The organism is Tenacibaculum singaporense, from assembly GCF_003867015.1.
Lineage (GTDB): Bacteria > Bacteroidota > Bacteroidia > Flavobacteriales > Flavobacteriaceae > Polaribacter > Polaribacter singaporensis.
In genome coordinates this window covers 1,138,814-1,159,220 of record NZ_CP032548.1, presented here as the reverse complement: position 1 = coordinate 1,159,220, position 20,407 = coordinate 1,138,814, and the positions used below count along the sequence as shown (strand labels likewise).

Below are 20,407 nucleotides of genomic sequence, written 5' to 3'. Positions count from 1 at the left end.
TTTTAACATGATTCACGTATCTTTGAGCCACCAAAAATGAATTGAGAATGTCTAAAACGATCTCTGGTTTTTCTAAACTTACCAAAGAAGAAAAAATAGACTGGTTGGCAAAAACTTACTTTAACAATCAACCAGAAATTATACAAACTATTACGCAATATTGGAATGTAGATGACAAGCTACAACAATTGCATGATGATTTTATTGAAAATACCATTTCTAACTTTTATATGCCTTACGGTATTGCTCCTAATTTTATTATTAACGGACGCAGTTATGTAATACCAATGGTAGTTGAAGAAAGTTCTGTTGTTGCTGCTGCTTCTTTAGTTGCCAAGTTTTGGAGTACTCGTGGAGGATTTAAAACAGAAGTAATTTCTACTACCAAAATTGGTCAGGTACATTTTATGTATGCTGGTGACAAAAAAGAGTTAGAAACCTATTTCAATCAACAAAAAACAGAATTATACGCAGCTACCGCATCCATTACCAAAAACATGGAAAAACGCGGTGGTGGAATTTTAGATATTCAATTAGTTGATAAAACTGATAAGCTTGCAAACTACTATCAATTACATGTTACGTTTGAAACAAAAGATAGTATGGGGGCTAACTTTATTAATTCTTGCTTAGAAGCTATTGCTAAAGCTTTTAGAAAAGATGACATTGAAATTGTAATGAGTATTCTTTCTAACTACGTTCCTGAATGTTTAGTTAGAGCGGAAGTAAGTTGTAAAGTAGCCGAATTAGGTGGAAAAAACCCTGAAAAGTTTGCTCAAAAGTTTGAACAGGCTGTTAAAATCGCAGAGGTAGAACCGTACCGTGCAGTTACGCACAACAAAGGTATTATGAATGGAATTGATGCTGTTGTATTAGCTACTGGAAATGATTTTAGAGCCATTGAAGCTGGTGCACATGCGTATGCATCAAAAGATGGACAATATAAAAGCCTAACTCACTGTGAAGTAAAAGACGGTATTTTTAGATTTTGGATTGAAATTCCTTTAGCATTAGGAACTGTGGGGGGATTAACTGCCTTACACCCAATGGCAAAATTATCGTTAGATATGATGCAAAAACCAAGTGCTCGCACCTTAATGCAAATTATTGCTGCTGCTGGTTTAGCTCAAAATTTTGCTGCTTTACGTGCTTTAACAACTAAAGGAATTCAACATGGGCATATGAAAATGCACTTGATGAACATTTTAAATCAACACAAAGCTACCAATGAAGAAAAAGAAATTGTAGCCGCCTATTTTGAAGACAGAACAGCTTCACATAGTGCTGTTGTTGAAAAGTTAAATGAGCTTCGTAAGCCAAAAGTACAATGGGTAGACTTTTTAAACGAAGAAGAAGTACGTGATACTCTTGTAAATTTAAAAGCCGATGCAAAACCTTTGTTTGGAAAAATGAACGGACAACAAATGGTAGAACATTTAAGCCTAGTTACTCAAATTGCGAATGGAAACTGGAAGGTTGACACCTATGTTTCTGATGAAAAATCAGCTAGAAGAAAACCATTTTTAAATTCTGATAGTGAATTACAAATCGGATTTAAAGCTCCATTTTTATCTGAAGATCCAACTCCGTTAAAGTTTAGTTCTATGAACGAAGCTATTACTGATTTGATTGAGCAAGTGCAGCACTTCGAAACTGTTTTTAATGAGAATCCAAACCGAAAGGTAGTACACCCATTTTTTGGTGAACTAGATTATGAATATTGGAAAAAATTCCAAGTAAAACATTTTACACATCACTTTAAACAATTCGGATTGTGACTTCGACTACGCTCAGTCACCAGTTAACATCAAAATTATTAAATGCCTAAAGGTTTTGTTTACATACTAGAATGCTCAGACGGAAGTTTCTATACAGGTAGTACTATTAATCTAGAAAGAAGACTTAGCGAACACCAAAATGGTGAAGGTGCTCGCCACACTCAAAAAAGATTACCTCTTAGCTTAGTTTATGTTGAAGAGTTCCAACAAATACATCAAGCTTTTTATAGAGAAAAACAAATTCAAGGTTGGTCTAGAGCTAAAAAGATAGCTTTAATCGATAATAATTATGAAATACTACCTAAACTTTCCGAATGTCAAAACGAAAGTCATTATAGAATTCAAAAAAGAAGAGGTTTAGTTTAAACATGAAAGAAGATACAAACCAATGGGTAGCTGAGCGTAGTCGAAGCTACTCTAACGGAAAATTATTACTAACTGGAGAATATGTTGTTTTAGATGGTGCAACATCGTTAGCTGTTCCTACTAAGTTTGGACAAGACTTAATTGTTGAACCAATTAAAGAATCGCAACTTATCTGGGGAAGTTTTACACATACTGGAGAATGTTGGTTCGAGGCTTCTTTTGATTTACCCAAACTACGATTAACCTCAGCTACGTTTAATTCTGACAAAGAAGGAAGTGCTGAGTTTATTGCTGAAACACTACGTGATATTTTACAAGAGGCAAAACGTTTGAATCCAGAGTTTCTAACTACTGAAAACGGTTTCGTTGTAAAAACAAACCTAACATTTCCTCAAAACTGGGGATTAGGAAGTTCTTCAACCTTAATTAATAATATAGCTACTTGGGCAAATGTAAATCCGTTTACTTTGCTTTGGAACGCTTTTTCTGGAAGTGGTTACGATATCGCTTGTGCAAAACATAACACTCCAATCCTATATAAGCTAGAAGAAAAACTACCTTATATTGAAGAAGTAAATTTCAACCCACATTTTTCTGAAGAATTGTTTTTTGTGCATTTGAATCAAAAACAAAATAGTAGAGAAGGAATTGCTCACTATAAAAAAAACAAAGAAGAAGCTAAAATATTAATTCCTGAAATTGACAATTTAACTCAAGAATTTTTAAAAGCCAACACTTCCAAAGATTTAGAAAAAATCATTATTGAGCATGAGCAAATCATTAGTTCAATTACAAAACAAGACACTGTAAAACAAAAATTATTTTCTGATTATTTTGGTGAAGTAAAAAGCTTAGGTGCTTGGGGTGGTGATTTTATTTTAGCTATTGGAAACGAAGATACTACAAGCTATTTTCAACAAAAAGGATTCAATACTATCCTTTCCTATAAAGAAATGATTTTATAAAATTAAGCCTGTCACATCGAGTGAATTTATTGAAGAATGAAATAAATTTGTATCGAGATGATTTAAAAAAGTTCTCGATACAATTTTCTACCGAAAATTACTCGAACTGACATAAAAAAGATGAAAAAAGTTATTATTATTGGTGGTGGAGCTGCAGGTTATTTTACTGCAATTAATGCAAAAGAACTCAATCCTGAATTAGACATTACAGTTCTCGAAAAAGGAAAAGAGGTTTTACAAAAAGTAAAAATTTCTGGTGGAGGCCGTTGCAATGTTACGCATGCTTGTTTTGAACCTAAAGAACTAACAAAATTCTACCCAAGAGGGGAAAAAGAGTTATTGGGACCTTTTCATAAATTTATGACGGGTGATACTTTTGAGTGGTTTGAAAATCGTGGAGTTCCCTTAAAAATAGAAGAAGATAATCGAGTATTTCCAGAAGTGAATACATCACAAGCTATTATAGATTGTTTTCAAAACGCTGTTGATGTCCTCGGAATTACGGTGTTAAAAAACCATGGTGTGAACTCTATTTATCAAAAAGATGAGAAATGGATTATCAACACAAAAAATCAAGATTTTGAAGCTGATTTCGTAGTGGTTGCCGCAGGAAGTAGTAAAAAAGTATGGGACTTATGTAAAACGCTAGACCATACGATTATTGAACCTGTTCCTTCTTTATTTACTTTCAACATAAAAGACAAACGAATTATTGATTTAGGCGGAATTTCGGTGCCTAATGCAGAAGTTACACTTGTTGGAACTAATTTAGAAAACTCTGGCCCATTATTAATTACACACTGGGGCTTGAGTGGTCCTGCTATTTTAAAATTATCTGCTTTTGGAGCCAGAATATTAGCTGACAAGAACTATCAATATAACGTACTGATAAATTGGTTAGGACAAGATACCTATTCAGTTTTTTCAACATTACAAGAGTTAAAAAAATCACAAGCTAAAAAACAAGTTAGTTTAAAATCTCCTTTTAGTGATATTCCTCGCCGATTGTGGGAACGTTTGGTAATGGCTTCAGAAATAAAAAACAATCAGAATTGGGCTGATGCAAATAATAAACAGCTTCAAAACTTAGCAAACGAGCTAACCAAGGGATTATTTAATGCAAATGGTCGTACTACTTTTAAAGAGGAGTTTGTTACTGCTGGTGGTGTAGATTTAAAAGAAATTAACTTTAAACGTTTTGAAAGTAAAAAACATAAAAACTTGTTTTTTGTAGGTGAAGTATTAAATATTGATGCCGTTACTGGTGGCTTCAACTTTCAAAATGCTTGGACAGGTGGTTTTATTTGCGCAAATGCTATTGCTGAATAAAAAATCATTTCGAACGAAAATAATTGAGATTTCTCACTTCGTTCGAAATGACATTACTTTTTTAGTCTTCGTCCTCTCCTTCTTCTTCGTAGCAGTTAAAAATAATAGAGTATCCATACTCTACAGCTTCTTCATATAATTCTTTTTGCTCATTATCTTCTACATCATCTACAGAATCTAACGTAAAATATTCGTCTTCTATTTCTACTACTTTCCAATCTTCATTCTTGATATAAAACTTTGCTAATCGCATAGCTCCTTCAATATCTTTATAGTCGATATACAGACTTACGTATGCTCCTATAACTTCATCGTAATGTTCAGAAGATTTTTTTGGTTTTGCTAAGGCATTAATTAAAAACATAGATCTATTTTTTTGTGTTATATTATGCTAATTCTCCTCTATGAGGTTTTAATGCATCTCTAAAGGTTTTCATATATTCCTCATCAACCACCATAAAAGCAATGGTGTGCATTTCGTTTAAAGATACAAAATTTACTTCATGATAAGGCAAACTATCAATCTGAGCAAATTCTTTTAGATGGATACAGTGATGCTTTGCGGTTTCAAGACCATCTGGTCCTTTAAAATCCCAAATCAGTTTAATTTTTCTCATACAACAAAAATACCCATTTCTAAAATAGAAACGGGTATTTTATAGCTAGATTGACTGTTTTACTTTTGCTCTACACTCCAAGTATAATTAATCTTTCTTTTTAAATATTCTTTTAAAGGTTCCAACCCTATTTCTTTTCTCCTTTTATCTACATATTCAGGTTTTTCTATAGGAAACGGCTCTAATTTCCTTTTATCATTATAACGAAACTGCATTCCAAACAACTGCTTTTTCCCTGTATTCACCAAAATTCTATCTTGAATTTTTGCATACTCCAAACAACTTCCTTCTTTATTTATACAAGCTTTTTTTATTTGAGGAAGATACTTAATTCTCACAGCTTCATCTTGATGATGGTTTATGATTAGAAGCGGGCTATCAGCAGCTAACTTCCCTACAGAGCTATATGTTGGCCAACCATTTTCTAAAATTAGTTTTTCCATTATATTAAAATTTCCATTCCCAATCTCTTTTTTCATTTGAGCTATAGGATAATACCAATGAGGTGCTTTACCATTTCTCATAAAGTACTGCTTAGCCATATCCAACTGATAATCTAAAGCCTGGTCTTTCATTATCAATCTTAATAATTTCAGCACATACTTTGGTTTTTGCACATTTCCATTCTGTTTTTGGTATTTTTCTAATTGTTGTCTTTCAATCATCTTCCACCTTTTATCTGAGGTAAGAGCATATAAATCATTATCTGCTAAAGCCCATAAAGAATTGTCTTTATTTAACGCTACATTCAAATAATGGAAAGCACTATCTTTTTTATACTGAATAGCATATGCACAAGCTAGATTATATGTATTATCCTGATTATTTGGATTCTTTTGATATATCTCTTTATAAGCTTTAATTGCCTCATCTAACCTTCCTTCGCTCCTTAACCTATCTCCTTTGTTTTCTTGTTGACCAAACAAGCTATATGAAAGCATTATAAAAAATACTACAATTTTTTTCATAATCATTATTTCTTTGCTTCTGATGAAAGATAGGTTTGTAATATTTGAATAGCTGTTGGGGTTGTAGGTACATTAGTTGCATTGAATGTAAAAGCTATTGATATTTTTTGCGCAGGTAGATACAGTGCTAAAGATTGGAATCCATCAATTCCCCCATCATGTCCATAAATAATCATACCTTGAAAGTTTACTACAGATATTCCTAACCCCCATTCATTCTCTGGTGTTGTCATTTTTTTTATCATCTCATTTGAAATAATTTGTCCCGTAAACAAAGCATTAAAGAATTCATTTACTTCTTGAGCGGTAGAAGCTATCCCTCCAGCTCCCATAGTTGACTTTAAGTTTGTCTCCTGATAAATAGGAGTCCAAACATTTTTATTTGAATAATAAGAAAAAGCTTCGTTTTTATTCGGATTCAATTCGGTGCCGAAAGAGGTTCTTTCTAAATTAAGAGGCTCAAAAATTCTTTCCTTTAATACTCTTGCAAACGGTTTCTTTTCTATATCCTCTACGATATAAGACAGTAATATAAAGTTAGAGTTTGAATACGCTGTTTGTGTTCCTACTTCAAACATCAATCCTCCTTTTACAATTTTACCTATCATCTCTTTTCTATTTCTTCGTTTGCGAATCCAAGTATCAAAACCTTCTTCATCGGTAATGTTAAATAGTCCACTTTGATGACTTAACAAATGTTTTATCGTTATCTTATTTGAATTAGGAATTTCAGAAAAATATGTACTTAACTGTGTACTTAATTGCAACTTCTTTTCTTCAATAAGTTTTAGCACCACACTAGCAGTAAAAACTTTTGATATAGATCCTATTCTATATATAGTATTTTCATCTGCCATTTTATTTAAAGCTAAGTTTGCTTTACCAAATGACTTATTATATACCTCAGCTCCGTTTTTAAAAACAGAAACCGTACCCATTGCCTTATGCTCTGCTTCAAAAGAATGTAAAAGTTGATCTAAATTTACTTGTTGTCCATAGGTAATAACTGAGCATACCAATCCTATAAAAACAATTAGTTGTTTCTTCATTTTTTTTAATTTAATAAGTTATTTGATTTTTTTTAAGCTTCTTTGTTCTTGAGAGTTAACCCAATTATACCTAATCTAGCGATTAAAAAAACTAACATTCCAAAAGATGGGGCTAACAAACCTATTTTTAATCCTGCAGCTAAAACAGGAGTTGCTATATCTCCTTGCATTGAACTAATATTATCAAAAGCACTAATTAACCCAAAAAACAGTCCTAAAAACCCATAAACTAAAGCAAACAAACTTATATGTTTAAGCAAGCTCATTGTTTTTCCAGTACTATCATCCTTTAGGAATAACTTTAATAGTAATGCAACACAAACTAATAGTATTAATAATATTGGATACATAAACATTGATCCACCTTCATTCAAAAGGTTTGAGAATAAGAATTTCATAATTTTAATTTTTTAAGTTATTTACAACACAAACCTATGCTTATAGTTCTTTTGAATTTTACAATATCGATAGCATTCCTTTTTCATCCCTTAAACTACAAATTATCGTCCTTTTTCAACCAAATAACAGAAAACCGTTATTCGTCTACAATTTCAGGGTTTTTACCGCAAAAACCTATCTCTTTCTTCAAAAAATATGATATTGCAACTTAATGAAAAGATTTACATCAATAGCTAAGCGCTTTATATTCCTCTTATTCAATATTATATTTTGGATAGGTGTTTATTTCTTTTACACATACTTCTTAGGCTATGGAAGCTCTAACACTGCTTATGTAGATACTTTTTCTGCATACTTAATGCCTATAACTATATTCTTAAGTTATTTCATTATTTTATATTTAATTCCTAACTACCTACTTAAGAAAAAGTATTTTCTTTTTATTTTATATAGTTCCTATACTTTTATCATATCATTCACAGCAATTTTACTTTCTATTTTCTTTGGTTTAGTATTTTCTTCTTTTTTAGAAGGAACCAACACAAAGACTTTAACGAAGTCTTTACCATTAGTTATAATTGGGGTTTACTTTATTGTTATAGTAGCCACCTCTTTAAGCTTAATTATTTACAATTATCTATCTAATATAAAAAACGAAAACTTAAAAAATAAGTTCTTACAAACCCAACTACAACTAAAAGAACAAAAACTAAAGTTTTTAAAAATGCAAATCCACCCACATTTTTTGTTCAACACATTAAATACCTTATACGGATTTGCTTTAAAAAAATCGGAAGAAGCTCCTGATATGATTTTAAAGCTCTCTAATTTGTTAGACTATATTTTATATCAAGTGGACAAACCCTCTGTGCTTTTAAAGAATGAAATACAGCATATAGATGATTATATTTCATTAGAAAAAACACGTTTTCAAGAAAGTTTGCACGTTAACTTTACCAAAAGCCAGCACAATGAAACTACTCAAATTCCTCCTATGTTACTATTACCTTTTGTTGAAAATGCTTTTAAACATGGAGTACAAATTGATGGAATACTAAGTGTTGATATTAATTTAAAAACAACTGAAGACTCTTTGTTTTTTCATATTAAAAATACCTCCATAGACAACAAGGTAAATAAAAATGGAATTGGCTTAGAAAACATTCAAAAGAGATTGAAAATGCTTTACGGTCACCTATCAAAACTTTCTATTTCTTCTATAGAAAATCAATTTATTGTCGAATTAAAAATCCCGCTAAAAAATGGCTGTTAAAATAACTTGTGTCATTGTTGATGATGAACCGATTGCTAGAGAAATTCTCGAGTCATTTATAAAGAAAAACCCTAACCTAGAGCTAATTTCAAGTTGTAAAAATGCAGTAGAGGCATTACAAATTGCACAAACAGAACATATTGATTTATTTTTTTTAGATATTAATATGCCTGAAATTAACGGATTGAGCTTAGCTAAAATTATCAATAACAAATCGCAGATAATTTTCACTACTGCATACAGAGATTACGCTGTTGAAGGTTTCAATCTAAACGTAATAGACTATTTATTAAAACCTATTGCTTTTAATCGATTTTTACAAGCAATTCAAAAAGTTTTGAATCCTACTAACGCTAGTATAAAAATTTCTCAGAAAGAAGAAAACAATAAGGATTTTATGTTTGTGAGAGCTGATAGAAAAATGGTTAAAATCAACTTTAACGACATTTTATATATCGAGAGTTTAGGAGATTATGTTAAAGTTTTCACCAATAACAACACTGTAATAACTAGGGAAACCATTAGTAATTTTGAAGCAACATTACCAAGTGATTATTTTATAAGAATTCATCGTTCATGCATCGTTTCAATATCTAAAATTTCTTCATACACCAACGAATATATTGAAATTGGTAAAAAGGCTGTTTCAATAAGCAGAAGCTATAAAGAAGCTGTTTTACAAAAATTAGCACAAGTGTAAGCGAAATTCTATCTTTACAGCAAAATTTTACACGTTGAATACATCAGATTTTATATTTCAATCTCAAGATAAAAAAGTAGATAACTTAACAGTTACATGGCAAACACCTAGTAATATAGCTTTAGTAAAATACTGGGGGAAAAGTGAACCACAAATTCCTAAAAATGCATCCATAAGTTTTACATTAAACAATTGCCATACCACTACAAAAATTGAATTCACAAAGACATTACCAAAAAAACAAGCAGAATTTGAATTGTACTTTGAAGGGAAAAAGAAAGATGATTTTAAACCTAAAATAGCTAAGTTCTTTGAAAGAATTCAAAAATATTGTACCTATATTTTAGAGTACAATATGGTAATTTCTTCAGAAAACTCATTTCCTCATAGTAGCGGTATTGCCTCTTCTGCAAGTGGTATGAGTGCTATTGCTATGTGTTTAATGAATTTGGAAAAAAAATTAAACCCAAGTTTAACTGATGAATATATTAACAAAAAAGCTTCTTTCTTAGCTCGTTTAGGGTCAGGAAGTGCTAGTAGAAGTATAGAAGGCCCGTTGGTGGTTTGGGGAAATCATCCTGAAATTAATGGAAGTTCAGATTTATTCGGTGTAAAGTTCCCTCATAAAGTTCATCCTATTTTTGAAGACTATCAAGATACTATTTTATTAGTTGATAAAGGTGAAAAACAAGTTTCAAGTACAGTTGGACATAATTTAATGCACAATCATCCGTATGCAGAAAATCGTTTTACGCAGGCTAATGAAAACTTAGAAAAACTTTCAAAAATTCTTCAAAACGGAAACATTAAGGAATTTGTTAACCTCGTTGAAAGTGAAGCTTTAACACTTCACGCAATGATGTTAACTAGTAATCCGTATTTTATTTTAATGAAACCTAACACCTTAGAAATTATTAATAAAATATGGGAATACAGACAAGAGAACGATAGTAATGTTTGTTTTACACTAGATGCAGGGGCAAATGTACACGTATTATACCCTTACTCAGAAAAGTCTGAAATTGAACTATTTATTAAGAATGTTTTGGCTACATACTGCCAAAAAAATCATTATATTTGTGATAGTGTGGGTTTTGGCGCGAGACCTATTTTAACCTAAATTCCCAACTATTATGAGAACTTCAACATTAATAATTGCCCTTTTTATTGGTTTCATAACCAATTCTGTTACTGCACAAGACACAATTTGGTTCGATAAAAATTGGCAAGAAACAACAAAAGATGAGCATGTGTTTTATAGACCGGCTCCCAAAAGAATGAATAACGGTTTTTGGATTGTTGATTACTACAAAAACGGACAAATTCAAATGGAAGGTTTTAGCACTGTAAACATTCCTAACGAAGAAGTATTCGATGGCTTAGTAATGTATTATCATGCAAACGGAAAACCTTTTCACAGAGCTAATTACAAGAATGGAAAACTTCACGGAATTCGAAAGGTATATTATGAATCTGGTGAGTTAAAAGAGGAAGGAAAGTATGAAGAAGGTGAAAGAGAAGGTATATGGAAAACTTTTTATAAGAATGGTAAAATAGAAACAAAAGGTAAATACCGCGATAACGAAAAAGTGGGCGTTTGGAAAACTTTTTACAAAAACGTGTACTAGTTTGTAAACTAGTAGTTTTACTTGTATGTTTGCATTGTAATTAAACATCTATGAAAGGACCCTTATTTTACGCAAAAATATTACTCTTTGGAGAGTATGGAATTATTAAAGACTCTAAAGGATTAGCAATACCCTTTAGCTCTTATAAAGGAGCGTTAAAATCTGCAAAAAACTTAACTGGAGAAGCTGAGAAGTCAAATCAAAGTTTAGCTAAGTTTTATAGTTATTTGGCTAACTTAAATTCTGAGTTAGTATCTTTTGATTTAGATTCTTTGAAAAGTGATATAAATAACGGAATGTATTTCGATTCTTCAATACCTCAAGGGTACGGAGTTGGAAGTTCTGGTGCTTTAGTAGCTTCTATTTACGATAAGTACGCTAATGATAAAATTACAATTTTAGAAAACCTAACAAGAGACAAGCTTTTAACTTTAAAACAAATTTTTTCATTGATGGAGTCTTTTTTCCATGGAAAAAGCTCTGGGTTAGATCCTTTAAACTCTTATTTAAGTTTACCTATCTTAATCAATTCAAAAGAACATATTGAACCAGCAGGAATCCCTTCTCAAAAAGAAGGAAAAGGAGCTGTTTTCTTATTAGATTCTGAGCAAATTGGGGAGACTGAACCAATGGTAAACATCTTTATGAACAAGATGAAAAACGAAGGTTTCAGAAAAATGATTAGCGAAGAGTTCGCAACACATACAGATGCTTGTATTGAAGACTTTTTACAAGGAAACGTAAAATCGTTGTTTGGTAACGTGAAAAAACTATCAAAGGTAGTTTTAGCTAACTTTAAACCTATGATTCCTACTGCTTTTCATAAAGTATGGGAAAAAGGTATACAAACCAACGATTACTATTTAAAGCTTTGTGGTTCTGGTGGTGGAGGTTACATCTTAGGATTTACTGAAGATTACGAAAAAGCAAAAAACAGTTTAAAAGATTATAAATTAGAATTAGTGTATCGCTTTTAAAATGCTACTATGAGTACATTTAAAAACAATACATTTTTCTTAAAAATATTTAGCCTTTTATCTGTCATAAGAGGTTATAACATTCTAGTATTAATAGCAGCCCAATATTTGGCTGCTATTTTTATTTTCTCTGATGCAAAATCAGTTAAACCTGTAGTTTTTGATTGGCATTTACTCTATTTAGTTATTGCTACCGTTTGTGTAGTTGCTTCTGGATATATCATCAATAATTTTTACGATAAAAAAGCTGATATTATTAACAGACCTATAAAAACAGGCTTGGATTCTTATGTAAAACAGGAAACAAAACTAACTTTATATTTTACACTAAATTTTATTGGTTTTTTCTTCGGATGGTTAGTTTCATGGCGAGCAGCATTGTTTTTCTCTGTATACATATTTGGTATTTGGTTCTACTCTCATAAACTAAAAAGATATCCATTAATAGGATTAATAACAGCCACAGTATTAACCATACTTCCTTTTTTTGTAATTTTTGTACACTATAAAAACTTTTCAAAAGTAATTTTTATACACGCAATCTTTCTTTTTCTAGTCATCATGATTCGAGAACTTATGAAGGATTTAGAAAATATTAAAGGAGCTATAGCTAATAACTACAACACTTTCCCTGTTAAATACGGAGAACGAAATACTAAAAAGCTAATTATTTTATTAATGGTACTAACCTTAGTACCTATTGGAGTTTTATTTAACTACCCTGCTATTGAGTACATGAAATACTATTTTTATTTAGCTGCCATTACCTTAATTTTTGTTGGTTTTTACACTTGGAAATCAACAAAAAACAATCAATATAGATTAGCTCATAACATTTTAAAGGTCTTATTATTAATAGGTGTTTTTAGCTTGTTATTTATCGATAAATCTTTAATTGTAGATAAAGTAGTTGAGGTTTTAGATTAAAAACCAAATAATTACCGTAAATTTGCAAACTTTTAAAATTTAATTATGAATTCAAAAAACTCGTCGAGAGGACGACAAGCTGGACGTAACAGCAATCCTCAAGGAAAAAATCAATTCAAAAAAGATTTCAGGAAACCAAAAAGCAATAAACCTACTCAGAAAAAAACTGAGGATACAGGAATTCGCTTGAACAAATTTATCTCTAATTCAGGAATTTGTTCTCGTAGAGAAGCAGATACGTATATTGAACACGGAAGTGTTTCTGTAAACGGGAAATTAGTTACGGAAATGGGTTACAAAGTGCAGCCTACTGATGAAGTTCGTTTTGATGGAACTTTAATCTCAATGGAGCAGAAACGTTACGTTTTATTAAACAAACCTAAAAATTACATTACTACTATGGAAGATGACCGTGGTCGTAAAACTGTAATGGAATTAGTAGGAAACGCCACTAGAGAACGAATTTATCCTGTTGGAAGATTAGATAGAAATACTACTGGTTTATTACTATTTACTAACGACGGTGAGTTGGCAAAAAAATTAACGCACCCTAAGCATAACGTTCGTAAATTATACCATGCTTCTTTAGACAAAAAATTAACCATTGCTGATTTAGAAAAATTACGTGGTGATGTAATTATTGAAGGAAGAAAAGTATTTATTGATGCAGTCTCTTACGTAGAGGGTGAAAAGAAAACTGAGGTAGGTATTGAAATTCACTCGGGTAGAAACCGTATTGTTCGTAAAATATTTGAACATTATGGATATCATGTAAAAAAATTAGATCGTGTTATTTTTGCTGGTTTAACTAAAAAGAATTTACCTCGTGGTAGATGGCGTGAATTGACACAACAAGAAATTAACACTTTACAAATGTTATAACATAAAAATCCCGAGTTAATACTCGGGATTTTTTTATTACTTCTTTGGTTTTTTATGATCTTTTTGCACTTCCTCATCTCGATACTTACAGCACTCATGTAAATTATCATAAGCTTCTTTTGTTGCTTTAAACTCTTTAGTGTCATGACCTACACCAGCAATAGTTTTTTTAACTGTTTCTGTACTTGTTTTGCGTTCATCAATAATTAAACTTAACTCGTGAGTATTCACATCCCATTTTGCAAATTTTACTCCTTTAGTTTTTAACGCTGCTTTTTCTATACGCTGCTTACACATCATACAAACACCGTCTACTTCAAAAGATACTTTTGCATTCTTCTTCTGAGCAAATGTTGATGTGCTTAATAATAAAACAACTGCTAATAAAAATATATTTTTCATGTGTTCTTTGTTTTTAATTTATTGAATTAATTAATCTATTTTAAATCGTAACCCTGCATAGAAATTACTTCCAAAAACTGGTGCATATACAATAGTAGTATCAAAATTTGCACCAAATGGATTATCACTTCCCAGTATAGGATTTTTTTGTTTGTAATTTGTAATATTTTCAGCTCCAGCATACATTTCAAACTTTTTTGAAAACACTTTTGTTATTTGCGTGTTTAATAAGTTATAGCTATCTGAATATGTTGGCAACTGGTTATTGGTATTAGGTAGTCGTTGCTCTCCTATCCAGTTATAGGTTACATCAAACTTCCAACTGGCATCACTTTCTTCTGTTTTAGTTTCGTAAGATACATTGGCAAAAAAACGATGTTTAGCTTGTAATGCTTTTGCTAAGTTTCCTGATTTATAATCTGTAGAAACATCATAAAACTTATAAGAGAATCGAGTATTAAAATAAGGGATTATATTTTGATTCATTTCTATCTGGAAACTATTTGCGATACTCTTTCCTTCTAAATTATAAAAAGAAATTTCTTGTGGATTTTCCCAATCGACTACTACCTGATTTGAAAAATTTGTTTGATAAAAATCGAATGTTACATCTCCTTTTCTACCAAATAGTTTATATCCTTGTAAAAACGATACTCCGTAATTCCAAGCTTCTTCTGGGTCTAAGCCATAAATATTTCCGCCTGTATTATCAATAGTTATTGCTCGTGATGAAGCAAAAAGTTGTTGATTCTCTGCAAAAATATTCGCGCTTCGTTTTCCTCTTCCTACAGAAGCTCTTAACACTCCTCTTTCCCAAGGAACATAACGCATGTGCAATCTTGGTGTTACAAAAGTTCCTAATAAGTTATGATGGTCTAATCGAACGCCCGCTGTAACACTAAGATTATCTGCATTGTCATAAGCATATTCAAAAAAAGCTCCTACAGAGTTTTCTTTTCTATTAAAATTCGGAGACAGCAGCTCACTAATAAACTCTTCGTAGTTATCATACGTAAGGCTAGCACCTGTTTTAAACTTATTACGAGTATCTCCAATAATAGAGCTAAACACAAAACTGCTATAAAAGCTTTGATGCTGAATATTATAATCTCTCAATCCAAAATACGAATCTTGTTTATGGTTACTATACGCCGCTTGAAAGCCCATATTTTGAAATGGCATATCTGGAAACACATAACCTACTTTTACAGAAGTATCAAAACGTTTGGTTTTAATTTCGCTTCCCCAAACAGTATTTGATCCTCTATCTACTTCTGGGTTAAAACCAACTTCTCCTACTTGTTTTGAATCGTCTAAATATCTAAAATTGATAAAACTTACCCAACCTTTTTCGGCATCAGTATATTGCCAACGGTTCATCACATTGATTTGTTCTGCTAATGGGTTGTCTAAAAAGTTATCGTTATTTTTATCAAACTTTTCCCCTCTATAATCCCCATGTACATACAAACCTGTTTGCCATTTTTCGCTCACTTTTTGATTGAAATGCGTATTGAACTCTAACCTTCCTCCTACTGCTCCATAAGCATTCAGGTAAAATTTATGATTGGTAGATGGTTTTACTAGCTCCGTATTTATTTGTCCCGAAATACTTTCGAAACCATTTACAACACTTCCTGCTCCTTTTGTTATTTGAATACTTTCAACCCAAGTCCCAGGTGTAAATGTTAATCCGAATGCTTGTGCTGCTCCTCTAATTGACGGAATATTTTCTTGAGTAATTAACAAATATGGACTTGTTAATCCTAACATTTGAATTTGTTTTGTACCTGTTAACGCATCAGAAAAATTAACATCTATTGACGGGTTGGTTTCAAAACTTTCTGACAGATTACAACAAGCGGCTTTTAACAACTCATCACTATTAATAGTTACCAAGTTTTGTGTTTGTAAATACGAACGTTGAGTAGCACTTTTTTTTGCAGAAACTGCAACCTCATTTAACGTATTACTTTCTGTTAAATAGTGATTGATTGGTTTTGTACCGTTAACAGTTATTGTATCTGTCTTATAACCAACAAAACTTATTATTAATTTTTTATACTCCTTTTTATACGGAATACTAAACGTTCCTGTTTCATTGGTGGTCGTTCCTGTATTTGTGTTTAACCAATATACATTCGCTCCAAATATTTCTAAATTATTATTATCTTTTATCACTCCTTTTAACTCTTTTTGAGCAAAAAGTGATAGAGAAATCAGTAAAAAAACACTGATTATGAAGTTTTTTTTCATTATTTATTTCATCATACTATATTATACAATTCTTATTTTTTAAGTAAGAATTGTAAATCATATGATAAAGACTTCGTGAAGTACCTGTATGTCAAAAAATAACTTAGGTGGTACATATTGTTTATGTGGAATAAATTGCTTTTCTAAGTCTTGAAACAACAGACTGTTAAAAACATATGAAGTAACCGCTGTAGCAACCTTTATAAAGGTTATTTTTTCTACAGACGATTTTTGAATTTGAGTTTGCCCTTTTATAAGCTCTACATCGTCTTTACAACACGATGGTTCTATTGTTTTACTCTCGCAGCTGTCCTCTTCTACATCATCACAGCTAGCTACACTTCCTACATAAGAAACAGCTACTAAAAAATCACCACAAAAATGTTTTTCTACATTAAAAGAGAATGTAGATAGCAACACTGTTAGTGCTAAGGTTATAGCTGTTATTTTAGAAAAATGTTTCTTCATGCCTTGCAAAGGTACAAATTTTTAAAACTTTACATTTTATAACCTTAGGCTTTTACTCTTTTAAAGTTATTTGTAAAACAATAACTCATAATATAGCTTACTTAATTTTATCTCTTTACCATCCACCTATACGTTTACGTTCTGCTTGCTGTTCTTTTGTAGCCTCTGGTGTGGAAATTTTACTTGGATATAAAGGTTTAAGGAATTCCTCTGCTTTCATCTTCATCTGCTTTAGCCGGTAAAATATACCACACATTAATGTCACAAATAGTAGCAGGTAAAAAGTTCGGTGGTCTTAATGAAGTAGAAAGCGTAAGATTCGACCTTAAAAAGAGTAAAATTTCTGAAATCAAAAAAATGGGACTTGTTCCTATGGTTAACGAATACAGTAAAGTAATGGCTTTTCTGCTAAAACTTTATTTAACGGAGGCAACTTAGGACTACAAACTTATTCTGTTGTAAGAGTATTTGACCATATAACAAAAGTATTACTTGATTTCTTAAAAAGACGAGCATTTGAAAACTGGAGTTCTAGAACTGAAGCTGACTTACGTCGCCAAATAGTTAAGTTTTTAGATGATATTCAAGGACCTACTAAGTTAATTGAGCGTTTTAAGGTTATAAAAATAGAACAAGATCAAAATCAAAAAGACCGTGTTTTATTAGACATTCACATCACTCCTTATTTCCCAGCTAAAAGTTTTGTTATTCAATTAGACGGACACAAAGGAGATGGACCTGAAGACGCTGTATGGCATAGTGAATACGTTCAACAGTAATTCAACTTTAAAATAACAATAATTTTCTTTTTAAGAAAAAACAGAAGAAGCAAAAGTTTAAAAACTTTTGCTTCTTCTCATTAAAGAGTCTTTTAACAGCAATACAAATAGCAAACTCATTCTCTTTGACATTACTACTCCTCTTTTCATAAAAAACTCTTAAAACATGCATTTTAAACTATAAAAAATAGAATTCAGTTTTTTATCACAATCCTTACAACTATTTTTGTAAGCTTTAAACACTCTTTACGAATAAGATAAAAAACACTTTTATGAACATACAAGAACTAAAAGACAACATAGACTCAATAGTTAGTAATAATTCTTCAAAAGAGGAAAAACTACAACAAATCTGCGATTATTTAGCTTCAGAAATTTCTTATTACGACTGGGTTGGTTTTTACTTTAAAAATGGAGATAAAGAAGAATTAAAATTAGCACAATTTAACGGAGAACCTACAGATCATACAATTATCCCTTTTGGAAAAGGAATTTGTGGTCAAGTTGCTGTTAGTAATGAAAATTTTGTAGTTCAAGATGTTAGTGAGCAAGACAATTATATCTCTTGTGGATGGAAAGTAAAATCTGAGATTGTTATCCCTATTTTTATTGATGGAGAAAACGTTGGCCAAATAGACATTGACTCTCACACAGTTAATCCATTTACTCAAAATGATGAGGTTTTATTAGAGTATGTTTGTAAAAAAGTAGCCACCTTTATATAATTTTCACATAATCACTTGATTATTAAGTTTTTTTTTACTTTATTTGATGTGATTTTTTAACAACCCCATTAATCCCCTTAAATATGAGCAGTAGAGAACATCCTTCTTATGCGGCATTAGGCAATGCTAATGCTCGTTCAAAATCTCAACAATCTTTAGTAGAAAAATTCACAATCTGGTTTCGTAATTTTTTAGAAACTGCAGAGTAATTTTTCTTTTAAATTTTGTTGTTAGAAAAACACCACCAAAATTAAAATAATTTTGGTGGTGTTTTCAATCTTAAAAACTTAAAAAATTATTGTGTAACGCCTACTGTTTTACTAGCTTTGCAAGCTTAACAACACAACAATAATGAACAATACAAAAACTATTAAATCAGCATTAATTTCCGTTTTTCACAAAGACGGATTAGAGCCTATTGTTAAAAAACTTAACGAACTAGGTGTTACTATATACTCTACTGGTGGTACTGAGAAGTTCATCAAAGACTTAGGCATTGACGTAGTACCTGTAGAAGATGTTACTTCGTATCCTTCAATTTTAGGAGGAAGAGTAAAAACATTACACCCAAAAGTTTTTGGAGGTATTTTAAACAGACAAGATCACGAAGGGGATGTTGCTGAAATGCAAGAATACAATATTCCTCAATTAGATTTAGTGATTGTAGATTTATATCCTTTTGAAAAAACAGTTGCTTCTGGAGCCTCTGAACAAGATATTATTGAAAAAATTGATATCGGCGGAATTTCATTAATCCGCGCAGCTGCAAAAAACTTTAAGGATACTGTGATTGTTTCTTCAATGGAACAATATGAAGATTTCTTAACTATTATTTCAGAAAGCAACGGAGAAACTTCGTTAAACGATAGAAAAAAGTTTGCTGCTAAAGCTTTTAATATCTCCTCTCATTATGACACTGCCATTTTCAATTATTTCAATGAAGATGAAGTTGTATATAAAGCTAGTGAAACTACTTCTAAAGTATTACGCTATGGAGAAAACCCTCATCAAAAAGGTTTTTTCTTTGGCAATTTAGATGCTATGTTTGATAAACTACATGGAAAAGAATTAAGCTATAACAACTTATTAGATGTTGATGCTGCTGTTAATTTAATAGAAGAATTTAAAGGTGAAGATCCAACATTTGCTATTTTAAAACATAACAATGCTTGTGGTTTCGCTCAACGTAAAACGATTCATCAAGCTTATGTAGACGCTTTAGCAGGTGACCCTGTTTCTGCATTTGGAGGGATCTTAATTTCAAACACGAAAATTGATAAAGCCACTGCCGAAGAAATTCACAAATTATTCTGTGAAGTGGTTATCGCTCCTGCTTATGATGCTGATGCTTTAGAAATTTTAAAAGGTAAAAAGAATAGAGTAATTTTAATTCAAAAAGAAGTTGAATTACCCAAACAAACAGTTAGAACAGCCTTAAACGGAGTATTAGTTCAAGATAAAGATTATATTACAGACAAATTAGATGATTTATCTTACCCTACTAACAATAAACCATCAGAAAGTGAGTTAGAGGATTTGTTATTTGCATCTAAACTATGTAAAAACACTAAGTCTAATACTATTATTTTAGTAAAAGACAAACAATTATTAGCCGGGGGAACAGGCCAAACAAGTAGAGTTGATGCCCTAAAACAAGCTATTGAAAAAGCTAATAGCTTCAACTTTGACTTAAACGGAGCTGTTATGGCTAGTGATGCTTTTTTCCCTTTTCCTGACTGTGTAGAAATAGCAGACAAAGCAGGTATAAAAAGTGTAATTCAACCAGGGGGATCTATTAAAGATCAATTAAGCATTGATTATTGTAACGATAATAATGTTTCTATGGTTTTTACTGGAACTAGACATTTTAAACATTAATTATACTGAGTGTAAAATACCCACAGATTTTTATTAGATTT

The 20,407-nt window shown here is 31.2% G+C and carries 22 protein-coding genes and 1 pseudogene; 15 read left to right on the top strand and 8 right to left on the bottom strand.

The features are described 5' to 3' along the window. Window positions 1-47: 47 nt before the first annotated feature. The 4 genes from D6T69_RS05290 (at window position 48) to D6T69_RS05275 (ending at window position 4,438) form a co-directional block, all read left to right on the top strand. On the top strand, window positions 48-1,778 hold the full coding sequence (locus D6T69_RS05290) for a hydroxymethylglutaryl-CoA reductase, degradative (protein ID WP_125066780.1): 1,731 nt from the start codon (window positions 48-50) through the stop codon (window positions 1,776-1,778). A gap of 42 nt (window positions 1,779-1,820) precedes the next feature. Then, a complete protein-coding gene (locus tag D6T69_RS05285) occupies window positions 1,821-2,144 on the top strand; it encodes a GIY-YIG nuclease family protein (RefSeq protein WP_125066779.1) in 324 nt (107 codons plus the stop codon). A 2-nt stretch (window positions 2,145-2,146) separates the two neighbouring features. After that, on the top strand, window positions 2,147-3,109 hold the full coding sequence (locus D6T69_RS05280) for a GYDIA family GHMP kinase (protein WP_125066778.1): 963 nt from the start codon (window positions 2,147-2,149) through the stop codon (window positions 3,107-3,109). 120 nt (window positions 3,110-3,229) lie between these two features. Continuing rightward, on the top strand, window positions 3,230-4,438 hold the full coding sequence (locus tag D6T69_RS05275) for a BaiN/RdsA family NAD(P)/FAD-dependent oxidoreductase (protein ID WP_125066777.1): 1,209 nt from the start codon (window positions 3,230-3,232) through the stop codon (window positions 4,436-4,438). A gap of 61 nt (window positions 4,439-4,499) precedes the next feature. Here the strand turns inward: D6T69_RS05275 and D6T69_RS05270 are convergent, their stop codons facing one another. From D6T69_RS05270 to D6T69_RS05250, 5 genes are read right to left on the bottom strand one after another with little or no spacing between them, the layout of a single operon-like run. Continuing rightward, window positions 4,500-4,802: a hypothetical protein gene (locus tag D6T69_RS05270; RefSeq protein WP_125066776.1), complete on the bottom strand. Its 303-nt coding sequence runs from the start codon at window positions 4,800-4,802 to the stop codon at window positions 4,500-4,502. Between the two features lie 22 nt (window positions 4,803-4,824). After that, on the bottom strand, window positions 4,825-5,055 hold the full coding sequence (locus D6T69_RS05265; protein WP_125066775.1) for a hypothetical protein: 231 nt from the start codon (window positions 5,053-5,055) through the stop codon (window positions 4,825-4,827). 59 nt (window positions 5,056-5,114) lie between these two features. Then, window positions 5,115-6,023, bottom strand: a complete 909-nt coding sequence (locus D6T69_RS05260; RefSeq protein ID WP_125066774.1) for a DUF6624 domain-containing protein — start codon at window positions 6,021-6,023, stop codon at window positions 5,115-5,117. 5 nt (window positions 6,024-6,028) lie between these two features. After that, complete coding sequence (locus D6T69_RS05255; protein WP_125066773.1) at window positions 6,029-7,072, bottom strand: serine hydrolase domain-containing protein; 1,044 nt, start codon at window positions 7,070-7,072, stop codon at window positions 6,029-6,031. Between the two features lie 32 nt (window positions 7,073-7,104). Then, window positions 7,105-7,470, bottom strand: coding sequence for a MotA/TolQ/ExbB proton channel family protein (locus D6T69_RS05250; protein ID WP_125066772.1), 366 nt, complete (start codon window positions 7,468-7,470; stop codon window positions 7,105-7,107). A 212-nt stretch (window positions 7,471-7,682) separates the two neighbouring features. On the opposite strand from D6T69_RS05250, the gene D6T69_RS05245 reads away from it, so the two are divergent. The 7 genes from D6T69_RS05245 to D6T69_RS05215 are packed head-to-tail and all read left to right on the top strand — an operon-like array spanning window position 7,683 to window position 13,858. After that, complete coding sequence (locus D6T69_RS05245) at window positions 7,683-8,744, top strand: sensor histidine kinase (RefSeq protein WP_125066771.1); 1,062 nt, start codon at window positions 7,683-7,685, stop codon at window positions 8,742-8,744. Further along, the gene (locus tag D6T69_RS05240; protein WP_125066770.1) at window positions 8,734-9,444 is read left to right on the top strand and encodes a LytR/AlgR family response regulator transcription factor; all 711 of its coding nucleotides are present in this window, start codon (window positions 8,734-8,736) and stop codon (window positions 9,442-9,444) included. Before D6T69_RS05245 ends, D6T69_RS05240 begins: the two co-directional genes overlap by 11 nt. Before the next feature lie 34 nt (window positions 9,445-9,478). After that, entirely contained in the window at window positions 9,479-10,564 is a 1,086-nt protein-coding gene (locus D6T69_RS05235) for a diphosphomevalonate/mevalonate 3,5-bisphosphate decarboxylase family protein (protein ID WP_125066769.1), read from the top strand. Window positions 10,565-10,577: 13 nt separating this feature from the next. Next, a complete protein-coding gene (locus D6T69_RS05230; RefSeq protein ID WP_125066768.1) occupies window positions 10,578-11,072 on the top strand; it encodes a toxin-antitoxin system YwqK family antitoxin in 495 nt (164 codons plus the stop codon). A gap of 50 nt (window positions 11,073-11,122) precedes the next feature. Then, window positions 11,123-12,049, top strand: a complete 927-nt coding sequence (locus D6T69_RS05225; RefSeq protein WP_125066767.1) for a mevalonate kinase family protein — start codon at window positions 11,123-11,125, stop codon at window positions 12,047-12,049. Window positions 12,050-12,058: 9 nt separating this feature from the next. After that, a complete protein-coding gene (locus tag D6T69_RS05220) occupies window positions 12,059-12,976 on the top strand; it encodes a geranylgeranylglycerol-phosphate geranylgeranyltransferase (RefSeq protein WP_125066766.1) in 918 nt (305 codons plus the stop codon). Between the two features lie 45 nt (window positions 12,977-13,021). Beyond that, complete coding sequence (locus tag D6T69_RS05215) at window positions 13,022-13,858, top strand: pseudouridine synthase (RefSeq protein ID WP_047790553.1); 837 nt, start codon at window positions 13,022-13,024, stop codon at window positions 13,856-13,858. A gap of 36 nt (window positions 13,859-13,894) precedes the next feature. On the opposite strand, the gene D6T69_RS05210 is transcribed toward D6T69_RS05215, so the two are convergent. Genes D6T69_RS05210 through D6T69_RS05200 form a run of 3 tightly spaced genes read right to left on the bottom strand, consistent with a single transcriptional unit; the run spans window position 13,895 to window position 16,984 of the window. Further along, the gene (locus D6T69_RS05210; protein ID WP_125066765.1) at window positions 13,895-14,260 is read right to left on the bottom strand and encodes a heavy-metal-associated domain-containing protein; all 366 of its coding nucleotides are present in this window, start codon (window positions 14,258-14,260) and stop codon (window positions 13,895-13,897) included. A gap of 30 nt (window positions 14,261-14,290) precedes the next feature. Continuing rightward, window positions 14,291-16,516, bottom strand: coding sequence for a TonB-dependent receptor (locus D6T69_RS05205; RefSeq protein ID WP_125066764.1), 2,226 nt, complete (start codon window positions 16,514-16,516; stop codon window positions 14,291-14,293). Window positions 16,517-16,573: 57 nt separating this feature from the next. Further along, on the bottom strand, window positions 16,574-16,984 hold the full coding sequence (locus D6T69_RS05200) for an HYC_CC_PP family protein (RefSeq protein WP_125066763.1): 411 nt from the start codon (window positions 16,982-16,984) through the stop codon (window positions 16,574-16,576). Between the two features lie 222 nt (window positions 16,985-17,206). Here D6T69_RS05200 and D6T69_RS05195 point away from each other — a divergent pair. The 4 genes and pseudogenes from D6T69_RS05195 to purH form a co-directional block, all read left to right on the top strand. Next, window positions 17,207-17,763: pseudogene (locus tag D6T69_RS05195) on the top strand (type VI secretion system contractile sheath protein TssC); the annotation flags it as partial. A 272-nt stretch (window positions 17,764-18,035) separates the two neighbouring features. After that, window positions 18,036-18,488 (top strand): GAF domain-containing protein, encoded by a 453-nt coding sequence (locus tag D6T69_RS05190; RefSeq protein WP_125066762.1) that lies wholly within the window; start codon window positions 18,036-18,038, stop codon window positions 18,486-18,488. A gap of 83 nt (window positions 18,489-18,571) precedes the next feature. Continuing rightward, window positions 18,572-18,697 carry a hypothetical protein gene (locus D6T69_RS16150; RefSeq protein WP_262510991.1) on the top strand — a complete coding sequence of 42 codons (126 nt, stop codon included), beginning with the start codon at window positions 18,572-18,574 and terminating at the stop codon, window positions 18,695-18,697. 142 nt (window positions 18,698-18,839) lie between these two features. Next, complete coding sequence (purH, locus tag D6T69_RS05185) at window positions 18,840-20,366, top strand: bifunctional phosphoribosylaminoimidazolecarboxamide formyltransferase/IMP cyclohydrolase (RefSeq protein ID WP_125066761.1); 1,527 nt, start codon at window positions 18,840-18,842, stop codon at window positions 20,364-20,366. Window positions 20,367-20,407 lie beyond the last annotated feature (41 nt).